At 36.2% G+C, this 21,169-nt stretch carries 17 protein-coding genes; 11 read left to right on the plus strand and 6 right to left on the minus strand.

Features of this window, described 5'->3' with window-relative positions:
* Window positions 1–43 precede the first annotated feature (43 nt).
* The 3 genes from modA to MTZ49_RS13750 are packed head-to-tail and all read left to right on the plus strand — an operon-like array spanning window position 44 to window position 2,180.
* On the plus strand, window positions 44–811 hold the full coding sequence (gene modA, locus MTZ49_RS13740; RefSeq protein WP_264746022.1) for a molybdate ABC transporter substrate-binding protein: 768 nt from the start codon (window positions 44–46) through the stop codon (window positions 809–811).
* Between the two features lie 10 nt (window positions 812–821).
* Window positions 822–1,490, plus strand: coding sequence for a molybdate ABC transporter permease subunit (modB, locus tag MTZ49_RS13745; RefSeq protein ID WP_264746023.1), 669 nt, complete (start codon window positions 822–824; stop codon window positions 1,488–1,490).
* Between the two features lie 6 nt (window positions 1,491–1,496).
* Window positions 1,497–2,180 carry a sulfate/molybdate ABC transporter ATP-binding protein gene (locus MTZ49_RS13750; RefSeq protein ID WP_264746024.1) on the plus strand — a complete coding sequence of 228 codons (684 nt, stop codon included), beginning with the start codon at window positions 1,497–1,499 and terminating at the stop codon, window positions 2,178–2,180.
* A 159-nt stretch (window positions 2,181–2,339) separates the two neighbouring features.
* Here the strand turns inward: MTZ49_RS13750 and MTZ49_RS13755 are convergent, their stop codons facing one another.
* The gene (locus MTZ49_RS13755; RefSeq protein ID WP_264746025.1) at window positions 2,340–2,981 is read right to left on the minus strand and encodes a CoA transferase subunit B; all 642 of its coding nucleotides are present in this window, start codon (window positions 2,979–2,981) and stop codon (window positions 2,340–2,342) included.
* 4 nt (window positions 2,982–2,985) lie between these two features.
* The gene (locus MTZ49_RS13760) at window positions 2,986–3,696 is read right to left on the minus strand and encodes a CoA transferase subunit A (RefSeq protein ID WP_264746026.1); all 711 of its coding nucleotides are present in this window, start codon (window positions 3,694–3,696) and stop codon (window positions 2,986–2,988) included.
* Window positions 3,697–4,083: 387 nt separating this feature from the next.
* Between MTZ49_RS13760 and MTZ49_RS15835 the strand changes: the two genes are divergently transcribed.
* The 6 genes from MTZ49_RS15835 to MTZ49_RS13785 all read left to right on the plus strand — a co-directional run bounded on the left by MTZ49_RS15835 (window position 4,084) and on the right by MTZ49_RS13785 (window position 13,110).
* On the plus strand, window positions 4,084–4,287 hold the full coding sequence (locus MTZ49_RS15835; protein ID WP_413774155.1) for a helix-turn-helix domain-containing protein: 204 nt from the start codon (window positions 4,084–4,086) through the stop codon (window positions 4,285–4,287).
* Window positions 4,288–4,407: 120 nt separating this feature from the next.
* Complete coding sequence (locus tag MTZ49_RS13765; RefSeq protein WP_264746027.1) at window positions 4,408–6,840, plus strand: glucose/quinate/shikimate family membrane-bound PQQ-dependent dehydrogenase; 2,433 nt, start codon at window positions 4,408–4,410, stop codon at window positions 6,838–6,840.
* Between the two features lie 25 nt (window positions 6,841–6,865).
* Window positions 6,866–8,245, plus strand: a complete 1,380-nt coding sequence (locus MTZ49_RS13770; RefSeq protein ID WP_264746028.1) for a carbohydrate porin — start codon at window positions 6,866–6,868, stop codon at window positions 8,243–8,245.
* Window positions 8,246–8,260: 15 nt separating this feature from the next.
* Window positions 8,261–10,375 carry a TonB-dependent receptor family protein gene (locus MTZ49_RS13775; RefSeq protein WP_264746029.1) on the plus strand — a complete coding sequence of 705 codons (2,115 nt, stop codon included), beginning with the start codon at window positions 8,261–8,263 and terminating at the stop codon, window positions 10,373–10,375.
* 177 nt (window positions 10,376–10,552) lie between these two features.
* The gene (locus MTZ49_RS13780; RefSeq protein WP_264746030.1) at window positions 10,553–11,623 is read left to right on the plus strand and encodes a hypothetical protein; all 1,071 of its coding nucleotides are present in this window, start codon (window positions 10,553–10,555) and stop codon (window positions 11,621–11,623) included.
* Between the two features lie 167 nt (window positions 11,624–11,790).
* Window positions 11,791–13,110, plus strand: coding sequence for an MFS transporter (locus MTZ49_RS13785; RefSeq protein WP_264746031.1), 1,320 nt, complete (start codon window positions 11,791–11,793; stop codon window positions 13,108–13,110).
* A gap of 38 nt (window positions 13,111–13,148) precedes the next feature.
* Here MTZ49_RS13785 and MTZ49_RS13790 read toward each other — a convergent pair whose 3' ends face one another.
* On the minus strand, window positions 13,149–14,423 hold the full coding sequence (locus tag MTZ49_RS13790) for an MFS transporter (protein ID WP_264746032.1): 1,275 nt from the start codon (window positions 14,421–14,423) through the stop codon (window positions 13,149–13,151).
* Window positions 14,424–14,502: 79 nt separating this feature from the next.
* Window positions 14,503–15,657: an acyl-CoA dehydrogenase family protein gene (locus MTZ49_RS13795; protein WP_264746033.1), complete on the minus strand. Its 1,155-nt coding sequence runs from the start codon at window positions 15,655–15,657 to the stop codon at window positions 14,503–14,505.
* A gap of 672 nt (window positions 15,658–16,329) precedes the next feature.
* Between MTZ49_RS13795 and MTZ49_RS13800 the strand changes: the two genes are divergently transcribed.
* Together MTZ49_RS13800 and MTZ49_RS13805 are read left to right on the plus strand one after the other, a co-directional pair.
* Window positions 16,330–17,532 carry a 3-oxoadipyl-CoA thiolase gene (locus MTZ49_RS13800; protein ID WP_264746034.1) on the plus strand — a complete coding sequence of 401 codons (1,203 nt, stop codon included), beginning with the start codon at window positions 16,330–16,332 and terminating at the stop codon, window positions 17,530–17,532.
* 23 nt (window positions 17,533–17,555) lie between these two features.
* Window positions 17,556–18,788: a CaiB/BaiF CoA transferase family protein gene (locus MTZ49_RS13805; RefSeq protein ID WP_264746035.1), complete on the plus strand. Its 1,233-nt coding sequence runs from the start codon at window positions 17,556–17,558 to the stop codon at window positions 18,786–18,788.
* A gap of 53 nt (window positions 18,789–18,841) precedes the next feature.
* On the opposite strand, the gene MTZ49_RS13810 is transcribed toward MTZ49_RS13805, so the two are convergent.
* Window positions 18,842–20,335, minus strand: a complete 1,494-nt coding sequence (locus MTZ49_RS13810) for an aldehyde dehydrogenase (protein WP_264746036.1) — start codon at window positions 20,333–20,335, stop codon at window positions 18,842–18,844.
* 18 nt (window positions 20,336–20,353) lie between these two features.
* Window positions 20,354–21,034 carry a type 1 glutamine amidotransferase gene (locus MTZ49_RS13815; RefSeq protein WP_264746037.1) on the minus strand — a complete coding sequence of 227 codons (681 nt, stop codon included), beginning with the start codon at window positions 21,032–21,034 and terminating at the stop codon, window positions 20,354–20,356.
* Window positions 21,035–21,169 lie beyond the last annotated feature (135 nt).

Below are 21,169 nucleotides of genomic sequence, written 5' to 3' on the forward strand. Positions count from 1 at the left end.
CCATATTTAGGTGGGTACTTTTTTTAATTCAAAGGATTTCATCATGATTAGCAAAAACTTAACAAAAAAATTACTAGCTAGTGTTATTGGTTTATCCTTTGCTTCAATTGTTCAAGCTGAAGAAATTGTTGTGTCAGCAGCAGCTAGCTTAAATAATGCATTTAAAGAAATTGCTACTCAGTTTGAAAAGAAACACCCTGCTGACAAAATTCTTTTTAATTTTGCAGCATCAGGTACCCTACTTCAACAAATAGCCAAAGGCGCTCCTGTTGATGTATTTGCTTCTGCTGATCAGGAAACAATGGATCAGGCAGAACAACAACAGTTAATTAACAATGAAACCCGTAAAGACTTTACCCAAAATACACTAGTATTAATATCCCCTATTGCAAGCTCATTAACTATTAAAGAGTTAACTGATCTTAACTTAGATACTGTAAAACGTATTGCTGTTGGCAATCCTGCTAATGTACCAGCTGGCCGTTATACTCAAGAAGCATTAGAACAAACTGGCCAATGGCAGTCGTTAAAGGACAGATTTATTTATACTCAAAACGTCCGTCAAGCTCTTGATTATGTTGCAAGAGATGAAGTAGATGTTGGTTTTGTATATGGTAGTGATGCGGCTATTATGCAAGATAAAGTAAAAATATTATTAACAGCGTCTTTAAAAACAGCTGTAACCTATCCTATTGCACAAATAAAAGAGAGCAAGCATAATCAACTAGCTAATAATTTTATTGAGTTTGTATTATCAACAGAAGGTCAACAAATATTAGCTAAATATGGTTTCTCCTCTATCAATCAATAGTTGAATTATTATGGATATAGCTTGGTCAGCTCTTTTTCTTTCTCTTAAAGTTGCCGGCTGGGCTGTTTTTATCAACCTTATACTAGGCATATCTGTTGGTTACTTACTAGCTCGCAAACGTTTTTTTGGCAGAGAGGTATTAGATACTATTCTTACCCTCCCTATGGTAATGCCACCTACTGTATTAGGCTATTACCTACTAGTTCTCTTAGGTCGTAATGGCTGGATTGGCCAATGGCTAAAAGAAGTATTTGATATTAATCTCATCTTTACTTGGCAAGGAGCTGTTATTGCCTCAGTGGTAGTCACTTTTCCATTAGTATTTAAACCTGCTAGAGCTGCTTTTGAAAGTATCGATCAACAATATGAACAAACAGCGAGAGTATTAGGCATCTCTGAATTAGCTATTTTCTTTCGGGTAACTCTCCCCCTTGCATGGCGCGGTATTCTAGCAGGCGTATTATTAGCTTTTGCCCGTGCGCTAGGTGAGTTTGGTGCTACTTTAATGGTAGCAGGTAGCATTCCGGGTAAAACCCAAACCTTATCAGTTGCTATTTATGAAGCTGTACAGGCAGGACAAGATAGTATTGCAAATACCCTTGTTTTAATTACCTCTATTGTCTGTATTATTGTATTATTGCTAGCTAAACGTTTAACTTCACATAAGATACCTTGTTAATTGGCTATGCAAATTGAACTTGATATACAGAAAACTTTAAACTCTGCTACACATACTTTTAAACTAAATGTAAAATTTTCTTCGAATAGTAAACGTATCGTTATTTTTGGCCCATCTGGTGCTGGCAAAACTATGATACTTAAAAGTATTGCTGGTTTAATCAAACCTGATACAGGCTATATAAAAATGGCTGATAAAATACTATTTGATACTGATAAAAAAATTAATCTAAAGCCCCAACAAAGAAACTTAGCTTATCTCTTTCAAAACTATAGCTTATTTCCACATTTAACGGTTAGACAGAACGTAAGCTTTGCCCTTAAAAAAGGATTGCTAAATCCTAGTCAAAATATTCATTTTCCTGAAGTCACTAAGTGGTTAAATAATCTTGAATTAGCATCACTAGCTAATCACTACCCTCACCAGCTTTCTGGCGGTCAACAGCAACGTACCGCATTAGCCAGAGCATTAGTTACTAATCCAAGTATTTTATTATTAGATGAGCCCTTTTCAGCATTAGACCAAACTTTACGCAAAAAAATACGTACGGAAATACATGAACTGCAACAGCAGCTAGATATCCCTATTATCCTTATTACCCATGACATAGAGGATGTTGAACTATTTGGTGAACATATTTTGGAAATAAGTAATGGTCATCTCATTGAAACACTTACACAGAATAAATAAAAGACTATATATAAAACTATCCTTATATATCAATACTCTTAAAATACTTATAAAAATCTCTAGTTATAAATATACTTATTACTTTATCACTCATGCTAATCGTACTTCTGAGTCATAGAACAACTATAAGCTCTAAAATTAACAGTGTTTTCTTAAACCTTAGAGTAATTTCACAGCTGTTTTTTGTTGCACTTCTTCCTTTGTTACATTAGGGGCTAATTCTACTAATTTAATCCCTTCTGGCGTTACATCTAATACCGCTAAATCAGTAATAATACGATCAACCACTGCTACCCCTGTTAAAGGAAAAGTACATTCAGGTACTATTTTAAACTCTGTACTTCCATCCTTTTTATTAATAGAAACATGCTCCATAATCACCACAATGCGATTAACACCTACCACTAAATCCATCGCACCACCCATGCCTTTCGCACGCTTGCCAGGAATCATCCAGTTTGCCAGATCGCCCTTTTCACTTACTTGCATTGCACCAAGAATAGCTAAATCAACTTTACCGCCTCGAATCATGCCAAAAGAGGTCGCCGATGAAAAAGTGGCGGAACCTGCGATAGTGGTGACGGTTTGTTTACCTGCATTGATTAAATCAGGATCAATTTCTTCTTCTGTAGGAAAAGGGCCTATACCTAATAAACCATTTTCACTTTGTAACCACACTTCAACACCATCAGGCACATAGTTTGCGACAAGGGTTGGAATACCTATTCCTAGATTAACATAAGCACCATCGGTTAGCTCCTGTGCTGCTTTAGCAGCCATTTCATTTCTTGTCCAAGCCATAGTATTAAGCCCTTTCTCTTATTGTACGTTGTTCTATATATTTATCTTGTTGTGCATGTGGATTATGGAAAACTCGATGAACATAAATACCTGCTAAATGAATATCATCAGGATCAAGTTCACCCACCTCAACTAACTGTTCAACTTCTACAATAGTGATTTTGCCTGCCATTGCCACTTCAGGGTTAAAATTACAGGCTGTTCTTCTAAAACGTAAATTACCTGCTTTATCTGCTATATAAGCTTTAACTAACGACACTTCTGGATGCAATGCTTGCTCTAATAAATATTGCTTACCATCAAACTCTCTGGTTTCTTTACCCTCTGCAACTACTGTTCCCACACCTGTTTGAGTATAAAAAGCAGGAATACCACAGCCACCTGCCCTTAACTTTTCTGCCAAAGTACCTTGTGGTGTAAACTCAACGTCTAGTTCACCGTCTAAATATTGACGCTCAAATTCTTTATTCTCACCTACATAAGAAGAAATCATTTTCTTTATCTGGCGACTATCAATCAGCTTGCCTAGTCCTTTGCCATCATTTCCTGCATTATTGGAGATAACGGTTAAATCTTTTACACCTATTGTTAACAACGCATCGACTAAAGCAAATGGCACACCACAAGCACCAAAACCACCAACAGCTATTAATTGATTATCATGAATAACATCACTGATTGCATCCAGTGCTGTTTTATAGATCTTATTTCGCATTTATTATTACCTTTTTATATTTATAAATTTTTTTCATATTAAAAGTTGAGAATTATATTTTGTCAATATTATAAGACGCTCTAAATATTACTCTTTTTCATAAACAAATACAGTTGACTTTATTTTTTAAAAAGTAAAATAATAAGATGATATCGTTGTGAGTTTTCAATTAAATGATGACCAAAAAGCAGTCCATAATGCAATAACACATATTTGTGAACAGACCAGACTATTTTCCAAAAAATAGGCAGAAAAATGGTTTTCGTGTTGTAAATGCTCTCTTAAACAAAAATTGTAATTAATTGATATCTTAAACTAACACGGTACAACATTTTACGAGCATGAATTTATTTTCTAATTTAATACACTGTTAAGAGAACAAATAATATGACGGTAAAACTGGTTGCTATAAGACTAGACTTAGTCGAGGTTTTTGCCACTCAGCAAAGACCTCTTTTTTTAAGTGAGCTTGCAAAATTTATGGATATCCCTGTTTCTAGTTGCTTGGGTTTAGTTCATACATTACTTAATAGGGACTACTTATATGAAGTTCTCTCAAGCTATGAAATTCCAATTGCTACTTATTGTTAATTTACTACTTTGATATAACAAGATTAAATAACTTTATATTTCTGAACATCATTACAGTACAAATTAAATTTGTCATTTTCCCCTTTTCAGAAAATCAAACTTACTTATGAAGGTTAATAAATGTTTAGCAAAAATAAATTACTGATAGCCACAGGCATAATCTTCATTCTGATGGGATTATTTTTATCAATCGGAGGTATCGATCTGGTCTCATTAGGTGGCTCTTACTATTATCTAATTGCAGGTATTACCTTAATTGTTACAGGTATTTTAATTGTGCTTAACCATGAAGAAGCGCTTATTTTGTTTGCGTTATTTTTATTAGGCTCTACTGGCTGGGGATTATGGGAAGTTGGTTTAGATTGGTGGCAGTTAGTAGTACCACGCTTATGGGTATGGTTCGTATTAGGGGTTATGCTGTTATTGCCTTGGTGGTGGAAACCATTACAAGTACAAACTAAAAAACCAAAATTACCTATTCTTCTTAGTATTGCTGTTGTAGTTAGTGCTATTATTATAGTAGCTCCTTTATTTACAGATCCAAATACAACAATTAAAGGCATCATAGATAATCCTAAAGCAAACCATATTAATCCTGACCAAATTGCAAGTGATGACTGGATAGCTTATGGTGGTACTAATGCAGGGCTCCATTACTCTTCTCTTAATCAAATTACACCTGATAATATTCATAATTTAAAAGAAGTATGGCGTATTCAAACAGGTGATATACCTAGTAAAAATGACCCTTTAGAAATTACCAACGAAAACACTCCATTGAAAGTTAATGGCCTTCTTTATGCTTGTACACCCCATAGTAAAGTTTTAGCGTTAGAACCAGAAACAGGTAAAACTCGTTGGGAGTATGATCCTAAAATAAGCTTAGAAGGTGCTGAAAATTTCAAAGGTTGGGCACATATGACTTGTCGTGGTGTTTCTTATTATGATGCGGATAAATATTTATCACTAGATCAAGAAACTACACCAGATAACGATTTAACAATCGATAATACTATTGCAGAAAAAGTTAAAAACAGTTCTTGTCCACGTCGTATTATTTTACCTACTGCTGATGCTCGCTTAATAGCACTTAATGCTGACACAGGCGAAATATGTTCAGAGTTTGGTGATAATGGCTCCGTAGATTTAACTAAAAATATAGGTCCATTTACACCAGGTGGATACTATCCAACCTCTCCAACAGTTGTTACACGCAATTTAATTATTGTTGGTGCTCATGTAACAGATGATGAGTCTACTGATGAGCCATCAGGTGTTATTAGAGCCTTTGATATATCTGATGGTCATTTAGTATGGAACTGGGATAGTACCCAACCAGACAAAACGGAACCTATTGCTAATGGAGAAATATACCCACGTAACTCAGCTAATGTATGGTCTGTGATGAGTGCCGATGAAAAGTTAGGCATGGTTTATTTACCAATGGGTAACCAAACTCCTGATCAATATGGTGCCAAACGTACTGAAGGTGCTGAAAAATTTAGTGCTGGTATTGTAGCGTTAGAGATAGAAACGGGTAAAGTTCGTTGGAACTACCAATTTACTCGCCATGACCTATGGGACATGGATGTACCTGCACAGCCTGTGTTAATAGACTTAAAAACAAAACTTGGTATTGAACCTGCAGTAATACAACCCACTAAACAAGGTAGCCTATATGTCTTAAATCGTAAGACAGGAGAACCTATCGTTCCTATTCATGATATTGAAACACCACAAGGTGCAGTTGAAGGTGATTGGGCTTCAAAAACTCAACCAAGATCAGCACTTAATTTATTACGTCCTAACTTAACTGAAAAAGACATGTGGGGCGCAACACCCTTTGACCAATTAACCTGCCGAGTTGGTTTTAAATCCTTACGTTATGAAGGGCAATATACCCCTCCTTCTGTACAAGGCAGCCTTATTTATCCAGGTAATGTAGGCGTATTTAACTGGATGGGTATTTCAGTAGACCCTGAAAGACAACTTATTTTTACACCCGCTAATTACATGGCTTTTGTTTCACAACTTGTACCTGCTTCACAATTAGCTAAAGATGCTAAAAAAGCCTCCGAAGGACAAGGACTACAGCCTAATAAAGGTGCTCCCTATGCAGTTATAATGCATCCATTTTTGTCTAAATTAGGCTTTCCTTGCCAAGCGCCTTCTTGGGGAGACGTTGCAGGTATTAGCCTCACTGATTACTCTGTTGTGTGGAAACATCATAACGGTACCTCTCGAGACAATACACCAATTATTCCTATGCCTTTTCCTGTAGGTGTACCTGCTATGGGTGGCCCTATTACAACAGCAGGTGGTGTTGCTTTTATGAGCGGTACACTTGATCAATATATTCGTGGTTATAACGTAGCTACAGGTGAAGAGATTTGGAAAGCAAGATTACCTGCTGGTGGTCAAGCGACACCTATGACTTATAAAGGTAAGGATGGTCGCCAATATGTACTTTTAGTGGTGGGTGGTCATGGTTCTTTTGGCTCTAAGATGGGTGATTACATTATTGCTTATGCATTACCTGAAACCAATAACTAAACATAAATAATGCTGAAGGAACATTATGATACCTATACAACCAAAAACTAATAACTACATCATAAAAACATTAGTGGTAATAGGATTAAATACTGTTCTTTTTAGCTCAGCTATTCAGGCTAAACCTTTTGATATAGACTCCCCTTGGATGCTAGGTGACTGGGGCGGTGTTCGCTCAAATTTACAGGCAAAAGGTTATCAATTTTCTTTTAATTATTTATCTGAAACCTCTGCTAACTTAGGTGGCGGTTACAATAATGATCGTACGGCACGTTATGCTGACCAATGGACATTAGGAAGCCATTTAGATTTAGAGAAAATTTTCGGTTTGCCCATTGCTGAATTTCAAGTAACTATAACAGCCCGTAATGGCAGATCATTATCAAGTGATCGCCTAGCAGATCCCCGAACAGGACAGTTATCTAATACCCAAGAAATTTATGGCAGAGGTCAAACAGTACGCCTTACTCACTTATGGTATCAACAAAAATTCTTTGATCGTTTGTCTATTAAAGCTGGTCGTTATGGTGTTGGTGATGACTTTAATACATTTGCTGATTTAGGTTGTGAATTTCAAAACTTAGCCTTTTGTGGTTCACAAGTGGGTAACTGGGTAAACTCATGGTATAACGGCCCTATTGGCCAATGGGCAGCTAAAATTAAATATGATTTCACCCCTCATTTTGCTTTCCAAATTGGCGCATTTGAACAAAACCCTTCTGTCTTAGAAAAAAGTAATGGTTTTAAATTAAATGGGAGCGGTGGCCGTGGTGCACTATTCCCTATGGAGTTTATTTGGACACCTAAAGTAGGTAACAATGGTTTACCTGGTGAGTACAGGGTTGGTTATTTTTATTCATCTGCTAATCAAAATGATGTTTATAAAGATGAATATGGTTCCCCCATTGCTATAACAGGTAATCATGCAAAAACTAGAAGCAATAGACATGGTTGGTGGCTTATTGGTCAACAGCAAGTTACCTCTCACGGTAAAGATACATCTCGAGGGTTAGTGCTGTTTGCTGGCTTTAGTATGCATGATAGAAACACTAATGCTGTTACCAATAATCAGTTCATTGGTGGTATTTATAAAGGGCCTTTTAACTTTCGCCCACAAGATAGCATAGGCTTAGCTGTAGCAAGGATTGATGTAGGTTCAAGAACACGTCGTGGGCAACATTTAGCTAATGAAATTTATCAAGCCAATAATGGTGCTTTAGGCTATGACAACCCCGACTACACACCTATTCAAAGGGCAGAATACAATGCAGAGCTTTATTATGCTATTAATATCGCTAAATGGCTTTCTGTTCGCCCTAACCTTCAATATGTTAAAAATCCAGGTGGCGTGACACATGTCCGCAATGCTGTAGTGGGCGGTTTAGAGATTAGATCTTCCTTTTAAAACTTTACGGATAATATGAAAAAGCTATTACGGAAAGAAAAAAAAGCCTTTATCTACCTATTATGCAATATTATTTTACCAACAAGTTATGTAGTTGCTGCAGATGATATTGTATTGCCTACTGTAGAAGTTAGTAGTACCCGTACAGAAACAACAGTTTTTGATACACCTGCTGCTGTGGATATTATTGAAGGTAAAGATATTCGTGATAGCAAGTTACAAGTTAATTTATCAGAAAGCCTACAAAGTGTTGCAGGGGTACAAATACAAAATCGTAATAACTATGCACAAGACCTTAGATTATCTATTCGGGGTGCTGGTGCACGTTCTGCATTTGGTGTAAGAGGCACACGTATTTACGTAGATGGTATTCCTGCTTCAATGCCTGATGGTCAGGGACAAATTTCTAATATTGATTTAGCCAGTGTTGACCATATTGAAGTATTAAAAGGCCCTTTTTCATCACTCTATGGCAATTCATCAGGTGGTGTTATCCAAATTTTTACAGAAGATGGTTCTGAACGTCCCGCTCTTGAAGCAAGTACAGCCATTGGTAGTTTTAACTCCTATCGCAATAATGTAAAAGGAACAGGCTCAATACCTACTGAAACAGGTAGTTTCAACTACACATTAAGTGGTAGCCATTTTTCAACCACTGGTTATCGCGATCATAGTGATACCCAGAAAAACTTACAAAATGCTAAATTTAGCTGGCAAATAGACCCTGATCGAAAAATTACTTTTGTTCTTAACAATGTGGACTTAAAGGCTCAAGATCCTTTAGGAGTAACACGCCAACAATTTAAACATGATCCTAAAAATGCTGACAAAGCAAAACAATTTGATACGCGCAAAAAAGTCACCCAAACCCAAGGTGGCTTTTTATACGAACAAAATATTAATGATAATAATGAACTAAAAGCCATGCTTTATTATGGTGTAAGGGATAATGTGCAATACCAATCAATACCTTTTGCGGCACAACAAAATCCTGGCCATGCGGGTGGTGTAATCGATTTTCAACGTAACTACGGTGGTGCTGACTTACGTTGGATATCTCATCTCAGTTTAGCTGATCGCCCTTTTACCTTGATCTCGGGTATTTCTTATGACCTTATGAAAGATAATCGTAAAGGTTATGAAAACTATCTAGGTACCGCCACTAATCCTATTTATGGAGAAAAAGGAAAGTTACGACGTAAAGAAAATAATAAACTTTATAATATTGATCCTTATATGCAAAGTTCTTGGCAATTTGCTTCTAAATGGGAACTAGATACTGGTGTTCGTTATAGCACCGTTCGCTTTAAATCAGATGACAAGTATATATCCAATGGCGATGATAGTGGTTCTAAAACTTACCATAGAATATTACCAATGGCAGCTTTAAGCTATGCCATAACTTCTGATATTAATCTTTATGCTTCCTATGCTAAAGGTTTTGAAACCCCTACCTTTACTGAATTATCCTATCGTCCTGATGGCGATGCAGGTTTAAACTTAAACCTTAAACCATCTGTCAGTGACAACTATGAGCTTGGTACTAAAATAATGCTACCTCGCGGCATGATTACAGCTAGCTTATTTCAAATCAATACTAAGGACGAAATTATCACCGCGGGCAATATTGGTGGTAGAAGTACTTACCAAAATGGTGGTAAAACACGTCGTAATGGTTTTGAATTAGCTTGGAATAATGACTTTGCTGAAAATATCAAAACACAATTATCTTATACATGGATAGACGCTTACTACCGCGATAATGTTTCTGCTGATATTAGAAGTAACAACTATATTCCAGGTATAGCTAAACAAACACTCTATGGAGCTATTACTTGGAAACCAGATACAGGTTGGTATGTAGGCATTGATGGGCAATATATGAGTAAAATCTATGTCACTGACAATAACTCTGAAGCCGCCCCTTCCTACTTTACCAGCTCTGCTTATACTGGTTACACATGGCAAAGTGGCGACCACTGGACAATAAATGGTTTTGTTAGAATCGATAACTTACTGGATCGTCGCTACGTTGGTTCTGTTATTGTTAATGAAAGAAATGGTTATTTTTATGAACCTGCTGCCAAAAGAAATTGGCTAGTGGGTAGTACTGTTTCATTTGCTTTTTAAGCATTAACTTTATATTAAATAATTCTTAAAAAGAACTTCAATATATAAAGCCAATAAAACAATTTTTATTATAATAATGAAGTAGTAGATAATGCTACTAACAGTATTTATTTAATGTATTATCTTATATGATAATTAAAAAACTAATTAAGTAGTTTAGAAAATGGATTTAATGATATGAGTAAACCCTCTATAAACATAAATACAAATAATTTATCTATTAAATCATTTACTTTTAATATGACCAAACAGCATAAAACAATTTTTAATATCGGATTTAGTGCCATAATACTATTTGCTGTTATATCCACAATTAACGTCGCTCTTATAAAAAATAGTACTCGTTTTATCATTATGGGAATTGCTTTTTACTCTATTATGATTCCTTTCTGTTGGTTTATTTTCAAAGTCATTAATCAAAAAGAACATATTATTATTAATGAGCAAGGCATCAATTTTATAGATTGTATTAGTTTTAACGTACCAAAAAAAATCCTGTGGACTGATTTATCCAAATTATATCTTGTTATTAATAATAAAGATCGACATAAGTATTTAAATAATGAACTATTATTTATTCTTAATAATGGTAAAAGATATACCTTAACTATTAAAACAGAACAACAAGATATATTTATTAATCAAACTACTCCTAATAATTTATTAGAAGTTATTGAAGCATATTACTACCAATCTATTGAACAAATTTCACCCACTAATGAATTATATAAAAAAACACAAAATGATCTTTCTTCTTTAGATTTGGGTAAAGAAGTAAAACATATTACGTATGCAGCTCTATTTATAATGACAATAGCTATATTGCTTTTTTTTACTCTATCTACTGTTTTATTAGACAGTATTAACCAATTATGGTGGTATATATCAGCAACCATCATTGTTGTACTATTTTCAATTTGGTATATGCGGCATGTAAAAATATATATTATTATTCCCTGTTTACTCATTGCAGCCACTACAGCTTTTCTAACGCTTCCTGTAACCAATCTTCTTCCGCAACTTATTGGAACACCTATTCAAACAACATTTATAATAACTACTGAGGATAATCAACAACAAACATGGCAAAGTAGAGATAATACTCAATTATATTTTACTAGAAAAATATCACCCAAATACCGTACTTATAATAAAGAACAACAACCTCATATTGATCTTACCGTATATAAAACATCATTTGGCTTAAACGCTATTGATCGAACTGAATATCGGAAACTATTTCATTGAAAAAGCCCTATATATAATAAATTTATTCTACTAATAGGCTTTTGAGTAGGGACATCAAGCTATATAATAAAAAAATAAACTAACACTTATAAGTTTATTTAAATAATATTAAACAACTTGTTAGCTTTTCTAATACAACACATACATCACAAGTTTATTGGACTATTATGATAAATACAGCAAATGTTGCTATAAATGGACAGCCTCATGCTCGACCACTTAATAAAAGTGATTATAAAACACTGGCTTTATCCTCATTAGGTGGTACTTTAGAATTTTATGACTTTGTAATATTTGTCTTTTTTACCAATATACTGACACAACTATTTTTTCCTAGTGAAAATCAATTTTTTGCTCAGATGCAAACACTTGGGGTATTTGCTGCTGGTTATTTAGCCCGTCCGATTGGTGGCATTATAATGGCACATTTTGGTGACAAAATAGGTCGTAAGCGCATGTTCACATTAAGTATTTTCTTAATGGCACTGCCTACATTTGTTATTGGTTGTTTACCTACCTATGAAACCATAGGTGTATTAGCCCCTCTTTTATTACTTATTATGCGTATTCTACAAGGTGCTGCTATTGGTGGAGAAATGCCGGGCGCATGGGTTTTTATTGCAGAACATACCCCTAAACAACGCTATGGGCTTGGTATTGGTACCTTGACATCGGGTATTACTGGTGGAATCTTTTTAGGTTCAATTGTAGCCATTATTATTCAACAAAACTTCTCTGATGTAGAAGTCAAAGAATATGCTTGGCGTATCCCCTTTTTATTAGGTGGAATTTTTGGCTTTATTTCTGTTTATTTACGTCGTTTTTTAGAGGAAACACCTGTCTTCAAAGAAATGGCAAAAAAACAAGCATTAGCTACTACCCTACCTATTCTCACCGTTATTAAACAACATAAAACAGCTTGTTTTATTACCGCCATTTTAACTTGGGCACTATCTACAACCATTGTAGTGACTATATTAATGACACCTTCTATTATTTTAGAGGACATGTATCAGATTGATCGTACTACTTCCCTGCAAGCTAATTGTGTAGCTACTTTAACACTGACCCTAGGCTGTATTTTATGGGGCTATTTATGCGATAAATTAGGTATTCGCTTAACGCTTTCAATAGTATGGGGTGGCCTAATTATCACAAGTTTTTATTTTTATAGCTCACTACATAGTGATATAAGTACAGGTACTTTAATCTTTAACTATGGCCTAATGGGACTTTTCGCTGGTTCTACTGCTACAGCCCCCATAGTTGGTACTAAAGCTTTCCCACCTGCTATTCGTTTTACAGGATTATCTTTTGCTTATAATTTGTCTTATGCCATTTTTGGTGGGCTAACTCCCATGATTACAGGCGCATGGTTACACCATAATGCAATGGCTCCTGCTTATTATGTAAGCATTACAGCCATATTTGCTCTATTAGTTGCTTTTATGCCATTAGCTTATCGTGGTTATACTGCAAAGTCTTAATAAAGACCCACTTTATAGTGGGTCTTTACATTAACTAATTATTTTTGAGGATCAAATAGTTTATCTTTAATAAATAATGCAGGAATAAGACCACAGAAGAAATAAGCGGCACCCATTACAAGGAAACCTGCTCCAATTGAATAATGTGATGCAATAAAACCTATACAGGCTGGAGCAATAGCCGCACCTGCACGACCTACGTTATAAGCACCTCCTACTGCTGTGCCACGAATTTTAGTTTCAAAACTCTCAGTCATATAGGTTGCATTAACACCATAGGGAATACCATAAAGGAAACCGAACAGTACCATTAGGTAAGCAATATTTACTGGACTATGGAACATTACAATTACTGGTAAAAAGACTGCTGTACCTATCGCACCAAAAGCATATACAGCACGTCTACCAAAACGGTCTGCCGCCATACCTGCTAAAATCTTACCTAAGATCATTGCAGTATAAGAGCCTACTAAAAAGAAAGCCGCCTTTTTAAAATCTAAATGCAGTTCTTTCTCTAAATAGTTAGGTAACCAGTTATTTACCCCATAGTAACCAAATTGTAAGAAACCAGCTGTAGCCGCCCATAATAAGAACATTTTACGGGTGGTCTTATCTGCAAAAATCACAGTCCACGCATTTTCTTTCTGCTTACTAGTATCAACACCAGCAGCTTTATCGGCATCACGTTTTGCTTTTGCAGCGCGCCATGCGGCAGGCTCAGGCACCATGAATTGCATAGCAATAGCCATAAATGCTGGGATAATAGCCACATAGAATAACCAACGCCAGCCATAGTTAGGAATAATCCAACCTGCTAGTAATGAAGCAACAATATAACCTACAGACCAACCTGCCTGTAGAGTACCTAATACTGTAGTACGGTATTTGGTAGGTACATATTCAGCCATTAACGTATTACAAGCCACATACAATGCACCAAGCCCGAGAGAGGCAAGAAAGCGCATGACTGCAAATTGAAAATAACTTTGTGTTGCACCTAAAATAGCAGTACCAATAGAAAATATTAAAATACTAGCTACCACTACTTTTACTCGTCCAAAACGATCAGCTAGCCATCCTCCAAAGATACCACCAATCGCCATACCTGCTAGGGTATAAGAACCTAACATGCCTTTCTCAAATTGACTGAGTCCCCACTCAGCTTCTAATGAACTTAAACTAAATGAAAGAAATAATAAATCTGCTCCATCAACTAATAAGCCTAGGAAAGAAAATATAAAAACCAATATCCAAATTTTATTGTGTTGCTCAACTGACGCAGGTGCATTTACTGAATTATTTGAAGACGCCATTGTTTTTATCTCATTATTTATGAAACTGCTTATTGTTGCCCCTTATTAATAGGGGCAACAACTCCCCTCTTTATTATTTCTAACCTTGAGCTTCCTTGATCATATTTCTAGAAATAACTAATTGTTGAATTTGTGTTGTACCTTCATAAATACGGAATAAACGTACATCACGATAGAAACGTTCAATACTATATTCACTGACATAACCCGCACCACCATGAATTTGTACTGCACGATCAGCTACACGACCACAAGTTTCTGTAGCAAACATCTTTGCACATGAAGCTTCTGTACCTACATTTTTACCTTCATCACGCTTACGTGCAGCATCAATTACCATACATTTTGCAGCATAAATTTCAGCTTTACTATCAGCTAACATTGCTTGAATTAATTGGAACTCAGCAATAGGTTTACCAAATTGCTTACGCTCTAAAGCATAGTGTAAAGCATCATTTAACATACGTTCTGCAACACCTACAGAGAATGCAGCAATATGTAAACGACCTTTATCTAATACTTTCATTGCTGTTTTAAAACCAACCCCTTCCACTCCACCAATTAATTGTGAAACAGGAATACGGCAATTTTCAAAAATTACGTCAGCAGTATGAGAACCTTTTTGTCCCATTTTTTTATCTGGTTTACCAACAGTTAAACCTGGTGTACCACGCTCTACAATAAATGCAGAAATACCACCAGCACCTTTAATATCCGGGTTAGTACGTGCCATTACTGTGAAGATATCAGCATGTGGAGCGTTAGTGATAAAACGCTTAGTTCCATTTAACACATAGAAATCACCGTCACGCTTAGCCGTAGTTTTTAATGAACCAGCATCTGAACCAGCATCAGGCTCTGTTAAACAGAAAGAAGAAATAAATTCGCCAGTGGCTAATTTTGGTAAGTAGTGTGCTTTTTGCTCTGGCGTACCATCAATGATAATACCTTGTGAACCAATGCCATTGTTTGTTCCAAAAAGTGAACGGAATGCAGGAGAAGTATGACCTAACTCAAAAGCCACGTTTACTTCTTCTTCCATAGTTAAACCTAATCCACCAAACTCTTCTGGAATACAGAAGCCAAATAGCCCCATTTCACGCATTTGAGAAACAATACGTTCCGGAATTTGGTCCGTTTCTGCTACTTCATTTTCACTAGGCATCAACTCATTCGTAACAAAATTGCGAATAGAGTCTAGTAAAATATCTAATGTTTCTTGGTCGCGGATCATGTTAATCTCCTAACATTTGCTGATTGTTTTGTTTGTTTTACTTATTAATTAAATGAAAAATATTATTAATTATTAAACATTTAAAAATTAATACTTATATTTTTATAGTACTAAAGTCTTTATTTGAAGTTTGCATACTAATTTTAGCCCGTGTATTAACAAATCTGTGTAGATACGACTGAGTCACTAAATCAATCCTCCTTCAAGATACTTTTGTTATAGACAACCATTGGAATGGCGGGCAGTTTATTATTTTTGCCACTTTAAAATTCCATATAGTTGATCTTTTATTTTTACCTATCATAAACCGTATTATTAACAAAAATCAACAAAAACAAAATTACATTTCGCATAATGAAATATTCAACCATTCATCATAAAAAAATATAACTTTCATTTGGTATTGAGAAAAAGACATAACCTTAAATAAATTCATTTACTTAAATGAAAATAACAAACAATTTATTAGATTAAAAACACAACAAAAATAAAATAAATCTTCAATAACATTGCAAAGAGGTAAAGTAATTAGTACATTTTTCAAAATAAATTTGTACCATTTATTCAATCACTATTATGTTAATCATGATAAATAAGTACACTAAAAAGAACATATTGCTATATAACAAGAAACTGTCTTAATTATTACAGTTAAAAATTAGGAGAAGAATAATGCTCAATGCTTATATTTATGAGGGACTACGTACACCATTTGGACGCCATGCAGGTGTATTATCTTCCATCCGTCCCGATGATCTCGTTGCAGGCGTTATGCAACAACTTATCGAAAGAAGTAAATTTAATGCAGAAGATATTGAAGATGTTATTTTAGGTTCTACCAACCAAGCTGGTGAAGATTCTCGTAACGTTGCACGTAATGCATTATTAGTAGCAGGTTTACCTTATACCGTTCCTGGTCAAACAGTTAACCGTCTTTGTGCCAGTGGTCTAGCAGCAATTATTGATGCCGCTCGTGCGATTACTTGTAACGAAGGTGCTTTATACTTAGCAGGTGGTGTTGAAAGCATGTCACGTGCTCCCTTTGTGATTCCTAAATCAGAATCAGCTTATAGTCGTGCTGCGGTTATCTATGATACAACCATTGGTTCACGTTTCCCTAATCCTCGTTTAGTGGCTAAGTATGGCAATGACAGTATGCCCGAAACAGGAGATAACGTAGCCAAAGAATTTGGTATCAGCCGCGAAGAAGCTGACAAATTTGCGGCTGCATCACAAGCTAAATATGAAGCAGCACGTCAAGCTGGTTTCTTTAAAGACGAAATCTGTCCTGTAGAAGTATCTACTGGTAAAAAAACACCACCAAAGATTGTCACTGAAGACGAACATCCACGTCCTAGCTCTGACTTTGAATCCTTATCAAAACTAAGATCATTATTTGAAGGTGGCGTAGTGACCGCAGGTAATGCGTCTGGTGTTAATGATGGAGCAGCGGCCTTATTGATTGGTAGCCAAGAAATGGGTGAACAACGTGGTGTAAAACCAATAGCCCGTATCTTATCAGCGGCGGCAGCTGGAGTAGAACCCCGTATTATGGGAGTTGGTCCAGTAGAAGCGGTTAAAAAGGCAGTAGCACGCGCTGGTTTAACATTAAATGACATGGACATTATTGAAATTAACGAAGCATTCGCTACCCAAGTATTATCTTGCTTAAAAGGACTAGGTGTAGCTTTAGATGATTCACGTGTTAATCCAAATGGTGGAGCTATTGCCTTAGGTCACCCACTGGGTGCATCTGGAGCACGTTTAGCATTAACAGTAGCAAGACAGTTACAGCGTACTGGTCAACGTTATGCAGTAATTAGTTTATGTATTGGTGTAGGTCAAGGTTTGGCTATGGTTATTGAGCGCATTTAAACAAAAACAAAAGAGGTATAGCAATGGGAGCATTAGCAGGAGTTCGTGTCCTTGACATGAGCCGAGTTTTAGCAGGACCTTGGTGTGGTCAACTTCTCGCTGATTTAGGTGCAGAAGTTATCAAGATTGAACGCCCCGTTCATGGAGATGACACACGTGGCTGGGGCCCTCCTTATATGAACGATGATAATGGTAATAAAACTAAAGAGTCATCGTACTATATGTCTGCCAATCGAGGTAAACAGTCTGTTTCAGTTAATATCGCTTCTCCAGAAGGTCAAGAGTTAATCCGTAAATTGGCTTGTGAAGTAGATGTTTTAATAGAAAACTATAAAGTAGGTGATCTAGCTAAATACGGTCTTGGTTATGATGATCTAGCTAAACTAAACCCAAGACTTATTTACTGTTCAATCACTGGCTTTGGTCAAACTGGCCCTCGAGCTACTGAACCTGGTTATGATTTTATCATTCAAGGTCTTGGTGGTTTAATGAGTATTACTGGTGAGCGTGATGACTTACCTGGTGGCGGCCCTCAAAAAGCGGGGGTTGCAGTTGCCGATTTAATGACTGGGATGTATGCGACAGTAGGTATTGAGGCTGCTCTGTATAGCCGTGAAAAAACAGGCAAAGGCCAATACATTGATGTAGCTTTACTGGATACTCAAGTAGCTATGCTTGCTAACCAAGGTATGAACTATTTAACGTCTAATAAAGTACCTGGTCGTTATGGCAATGCTCATGCTAATATCGTTCCTTATCAAGTATTTCGTGCTTCTGATAGAGACTTTATTATTGCCTGCGGTAATGACAGCCAATTTGTTTCACTTTCTAAAGCTATTGGTTTGCCTGACTTACCACAAGACCCACGTTTTACTACTAACGCAGCACGTGTGGAGCACCGTACGGAGATTGTAGAACTACTCTCTAAACATTTTCTTTCTAAAACAGCCGATGAATGGGTAGCTGCTATTTATCCTGCAAAAGTACCTGTTGGCGCTATTAACGATGTAGGCCAAGCAATGGCAGAGCCACAAATTGAAGCACGTGGTATGAAAGTCAACATGCCCCATCCATTACGTACAGACTATACAATGGTTGGTTGCCCACTTAAACTTTCTGGTACACCTATTACTTATGAGCTCACACCTCCTCGTTTAGGTGAACATACTAAGGATGTATTAAAAAGGCACCTTGGTTTATCTGACGAAAAAATTGCTGAATTAGAAAGCCAAGGTATTATTGAATTACTTAAGTAATTTAAAATAAAAAGCTCTACTAAAAGTAGAGCTTTTTTATAACCGCTATAAACTTATAGCTTAATCCATGTTGCTTTTACTTCAGTGTATTTATCAAAGGCATGTAGTGATTTATCACGCCCTTTACCTGATTGTTTATAACCACCAAACGGTGCTGTCATATCACCACCATCATATTGATTCACCCACACACTACCCGCTCTCAAAGCTCGTGCTACACGATGAGCTTTAGATAAATTAGCTGTCCATAAAGCTGCCGCTAAACCATATTGAGTATCATTAGCTATTTGCACAGCCTCTTCTACTGTATCAAAAGTAATAATAGACAATACGGGACCAAAGATTTCTTCTTTAGCTATTTTCATATCATTGGTAACATTATCAAAAATAGTAGGTTCAACATACATACCACCTGTTTCTTCAGCAATACGTTGTCCACCTAATACCAACTTAGCCCCTTCTTGATTACCTGCTTCAATATAGGACATCACAGTTTTCATTTGGGTATCATCCGCTAACGCTCCTATATTCGTTGCAGGGTCAAGAGGATTACCTGGTCTCCATGATTTAATCGCCTCTAACAACAATGGCATAAACTGATCTTTAATAGAACGTTCAATCAATAGTCTAGAACCTGCTGTACATACCTCTCCTTGATTAAAGGCAATGGCTGTAGCAGCGGCTTGTGCAGCTTCTTTTAAATCAGGGGCATCGGCAAATATGATATGCGGACTCTTACCCCCTGCTTCTAACCAAACACGTTTCATATTGGATTCACCCGCATAAATCATTAACTGCTTAGCGGTTTTAGTAGAACCTGTAAACACTAAAGTATCCACATCCATATGCAAGGCTAACGCTTTACCTACAGTATGACCATAACCGGGCAATACATTGAACACTCCTTTAGGAATACCTGCCTCAATGGCTAATTGTGCTACACGAATAGCTGTTAATGGCGATTTTTCAGAAGGTTTTAAAATAACTGAATTGCCCGTAGCTAACGCAGGCCCTAATTTCCAACAAGCCATCATTAATGGGAAGTTCCAAGGTACAATAGCTGCCACAACACCTACCGGCTCTCTGGTTACTAACCCGAGTTGATCTTCTGGCGTAGCGGCAACTTCTCCATACACCTTATCAATGGCTTCGGCCATCCATCTAATCGATTTAGCAGAACCAGGAATATCTATAGCCAAAGAATCACTAATAGGTTTTCCCATATCTAAGGTTTCTAATAGGGCTAATTCTTCTTTATTAGCTCTTATTAAGTCAGCAAAACGAATTAAAATAGCCTGTCTTTTGGTTGGAGGTAATTGTGACCATATACCAGATTCAAAAGTTTCTCTGGCATTAGTAACAGCCTTAATCGCATCAACTGTATCACAACTGGCTACATCAGCTAATTTTCTGCCATCAATTGGGCTAATACACTCAAAAGTTTGACCACTTTCCGCAGTCACATACTCACCATTAATAAAAGCTCTACCTTCTATAGTTAAGTTTTTAGCGCGGCTTTCCCAATCATTTACTGTTAATTTTGTCATTGTTAAACCTCTAGTTAGTTAAATACTCTTTAAAAACGCCATTAATAATTGTTTAAAGTTTTGACGATTTGTTGCTTCTCTAAGCTCAATTTCTTTACGCCATTGTTCTGGAAGATCAGCCATTTTTTCTAAAAATCTTTGCCCAGTTTGATTACTTTGCCATTCTTTCATCCAACAATCGAACATAGCATTACACATTTCAGGGTGAAACTGTACAGCTAACGCCCTTCCCCAACTATAAGCCTGCTGCGCTATATCATTTTCTGCCAATAAAATAGCATCTTTAGGGGCAGTAAAAGCATCATAATGGAAGTTAAACCAAGGGCCTGCATGTTGCCATCGATCATTTACAATATTGATATCTGTCCAACCTAACTCTGGTTGACTATTTTTAAAAACCTGACCATCTAAGGCGCGGGTTAATATTTGTGCACCAAAGCAAATCCCTAAGGTTGGAATATTTTTTTGTTGTACCTGCTTAAGCCAATTTAACTCTTTGGGAACCCAAGCCAAACGATGATCATAAGCTGATGCAGGGCTACCTAATAAAATTAATAACTGTAACTCATCAGGTTTAGGTAAATTATCAGTAACAGCTATCACTTTATAAGCAATACCTAACTCAGGTAATAAATCTGCTAAATTACCAATTGAATCTGTTTCTGCATGAATAACTATCACTGCTTCTGTAGACTTCACAAAGTAACTCCTATTACATTATTTTTATTAGCAAAAAGGTCACTAAGTTAGTCATGCTAATAAAGTTACTTAAAGAAAGATAGTAGTATTATTTTGCTAATCATTTCTCTCATAATATAGTAACTATACAATTTT

This window comes from Entomomonas sp. E2T0 (genome assembly GCF_025985425.1).
Taxonomy (GTDB): Bacteria; Pseudomonadota; Gammaproteobacteria; order Pseudomonadales; family Pseudomonadaceae; genus Entomomonas.

Excerpts from the sequence above, each read along its gene's own strand:
- modA (WP_264746022.1), top strand. The coding sequence starts at position 44 with ATGATTAGCAAAAACTTAACAAAAAAATTACTAGCTAGTGTTATTGGT.
- modB (WP_264746023.1), top strand. The coding sequence starts at position 822 with ATGGATATAGCTTGGTCAGCTCTTTTTCTTTCTCTTAAAGTTGCCGGC.
- MTZ49_RS13750 (WP_264746024.1), top strand. The coding sequence starts at position 1,497 with ATGCAAATTGAACTTGATATACAGAAAACTTTAAACTCTGCTACACAT.
- MTZ49_RS13755 (WP_264746025.1), bottom strand. The coding sequence starts at position 2,981 with ATGGCTTGGACAAGAAATGAAATGGCTGCTAAAGCAGCACAGGAGCTA.
- MTZ49_RS13760 (WP_264746026.1), bottom strand. The coding sequence starts at position 3,696 with ATGCGAAATAAGATCTATAAAACAGCACTGGATGCAATCAGTGATGTT.
- MTZ49_RS15835 (WP_413774155.1), top strand. The coding sequence starts at position 4,084 with ATGACGGTAAAACTGGTTGCTATAAGACTAGACTTAGTCGAGGTTTTT.
- MTZ49_RS13765 (WP_264746027.1), top strand. The coding sequence starts at position 4,408 with ATGTTTAGCAAAAATAAATTACTGATAGCCACAGGCATAATCTTCATT.
- MTZ49_RS13770 (WP_264746028.1), top strand. The coding sequence starts at position 6,866 with ATGATACCTATACAACCAAAAACTAATAACTACATCATAAAAACATTA.
- MTZ49_RS13775 (WP_264746029.1), top strand. The coding sequence starts at position 8,261 with ATGAAAAAGCTATTACGGAAAGAAAAAAAAGCCTTTATCTACCTATTA.
- MTZ49_RS13780 (WP_264746030.1), top strand. The coding sequence starts at position 10,553 with ATGAGTAAACCCTCTATAAACATAAATACAAATAATTTATCTATTAAA.
- MTZ49_RS13785 (WP_264746031.1), top strand. The coding sequence starts at position 11,791 with ATGATAAATACAGCAAATGTTGCTATAAATGGACAGCCTCATGCTCGA.
- MTZ49_RS13790 (WP_264746032.1), bottom strand. The coding sequence starts at position 14,423 with ATGGCGTCTTCAAATAATTCAGTAAATGCACCTGCGTCAGTTGAGCAA.
- MTZ49_RS13795 (WP_264746033.1), bottom strand. The coding sequence starts at position 15,657 with ATGATCCGCGACCAAGAAACATTAGATATTTTACTAGACTCTATTCGC.
- MTZ49_RS13800 (WP_264746034.1), top strand. The coding sequence starts at position 16,330 with ATGCTCAATGCTTATATTTATGAGGGACTACGTACACCATTTGGACGC.
- MTZ49_RS13805 (WP_264746035.1), top strand. The coding sequence starts at position 17,556 with ATGGGAGCATTAGCAGGAGTTCGTGTCCTTGACATGAGCCGAGTTTTA.
- MTZ49_RS13810 (WP_264746036.1), bottom strand. The coding sequence starts at position 20,335 with ATGACAAAATTAACAGTAAATGATTGGGAAAGCCGCGCTAAAAACTTA.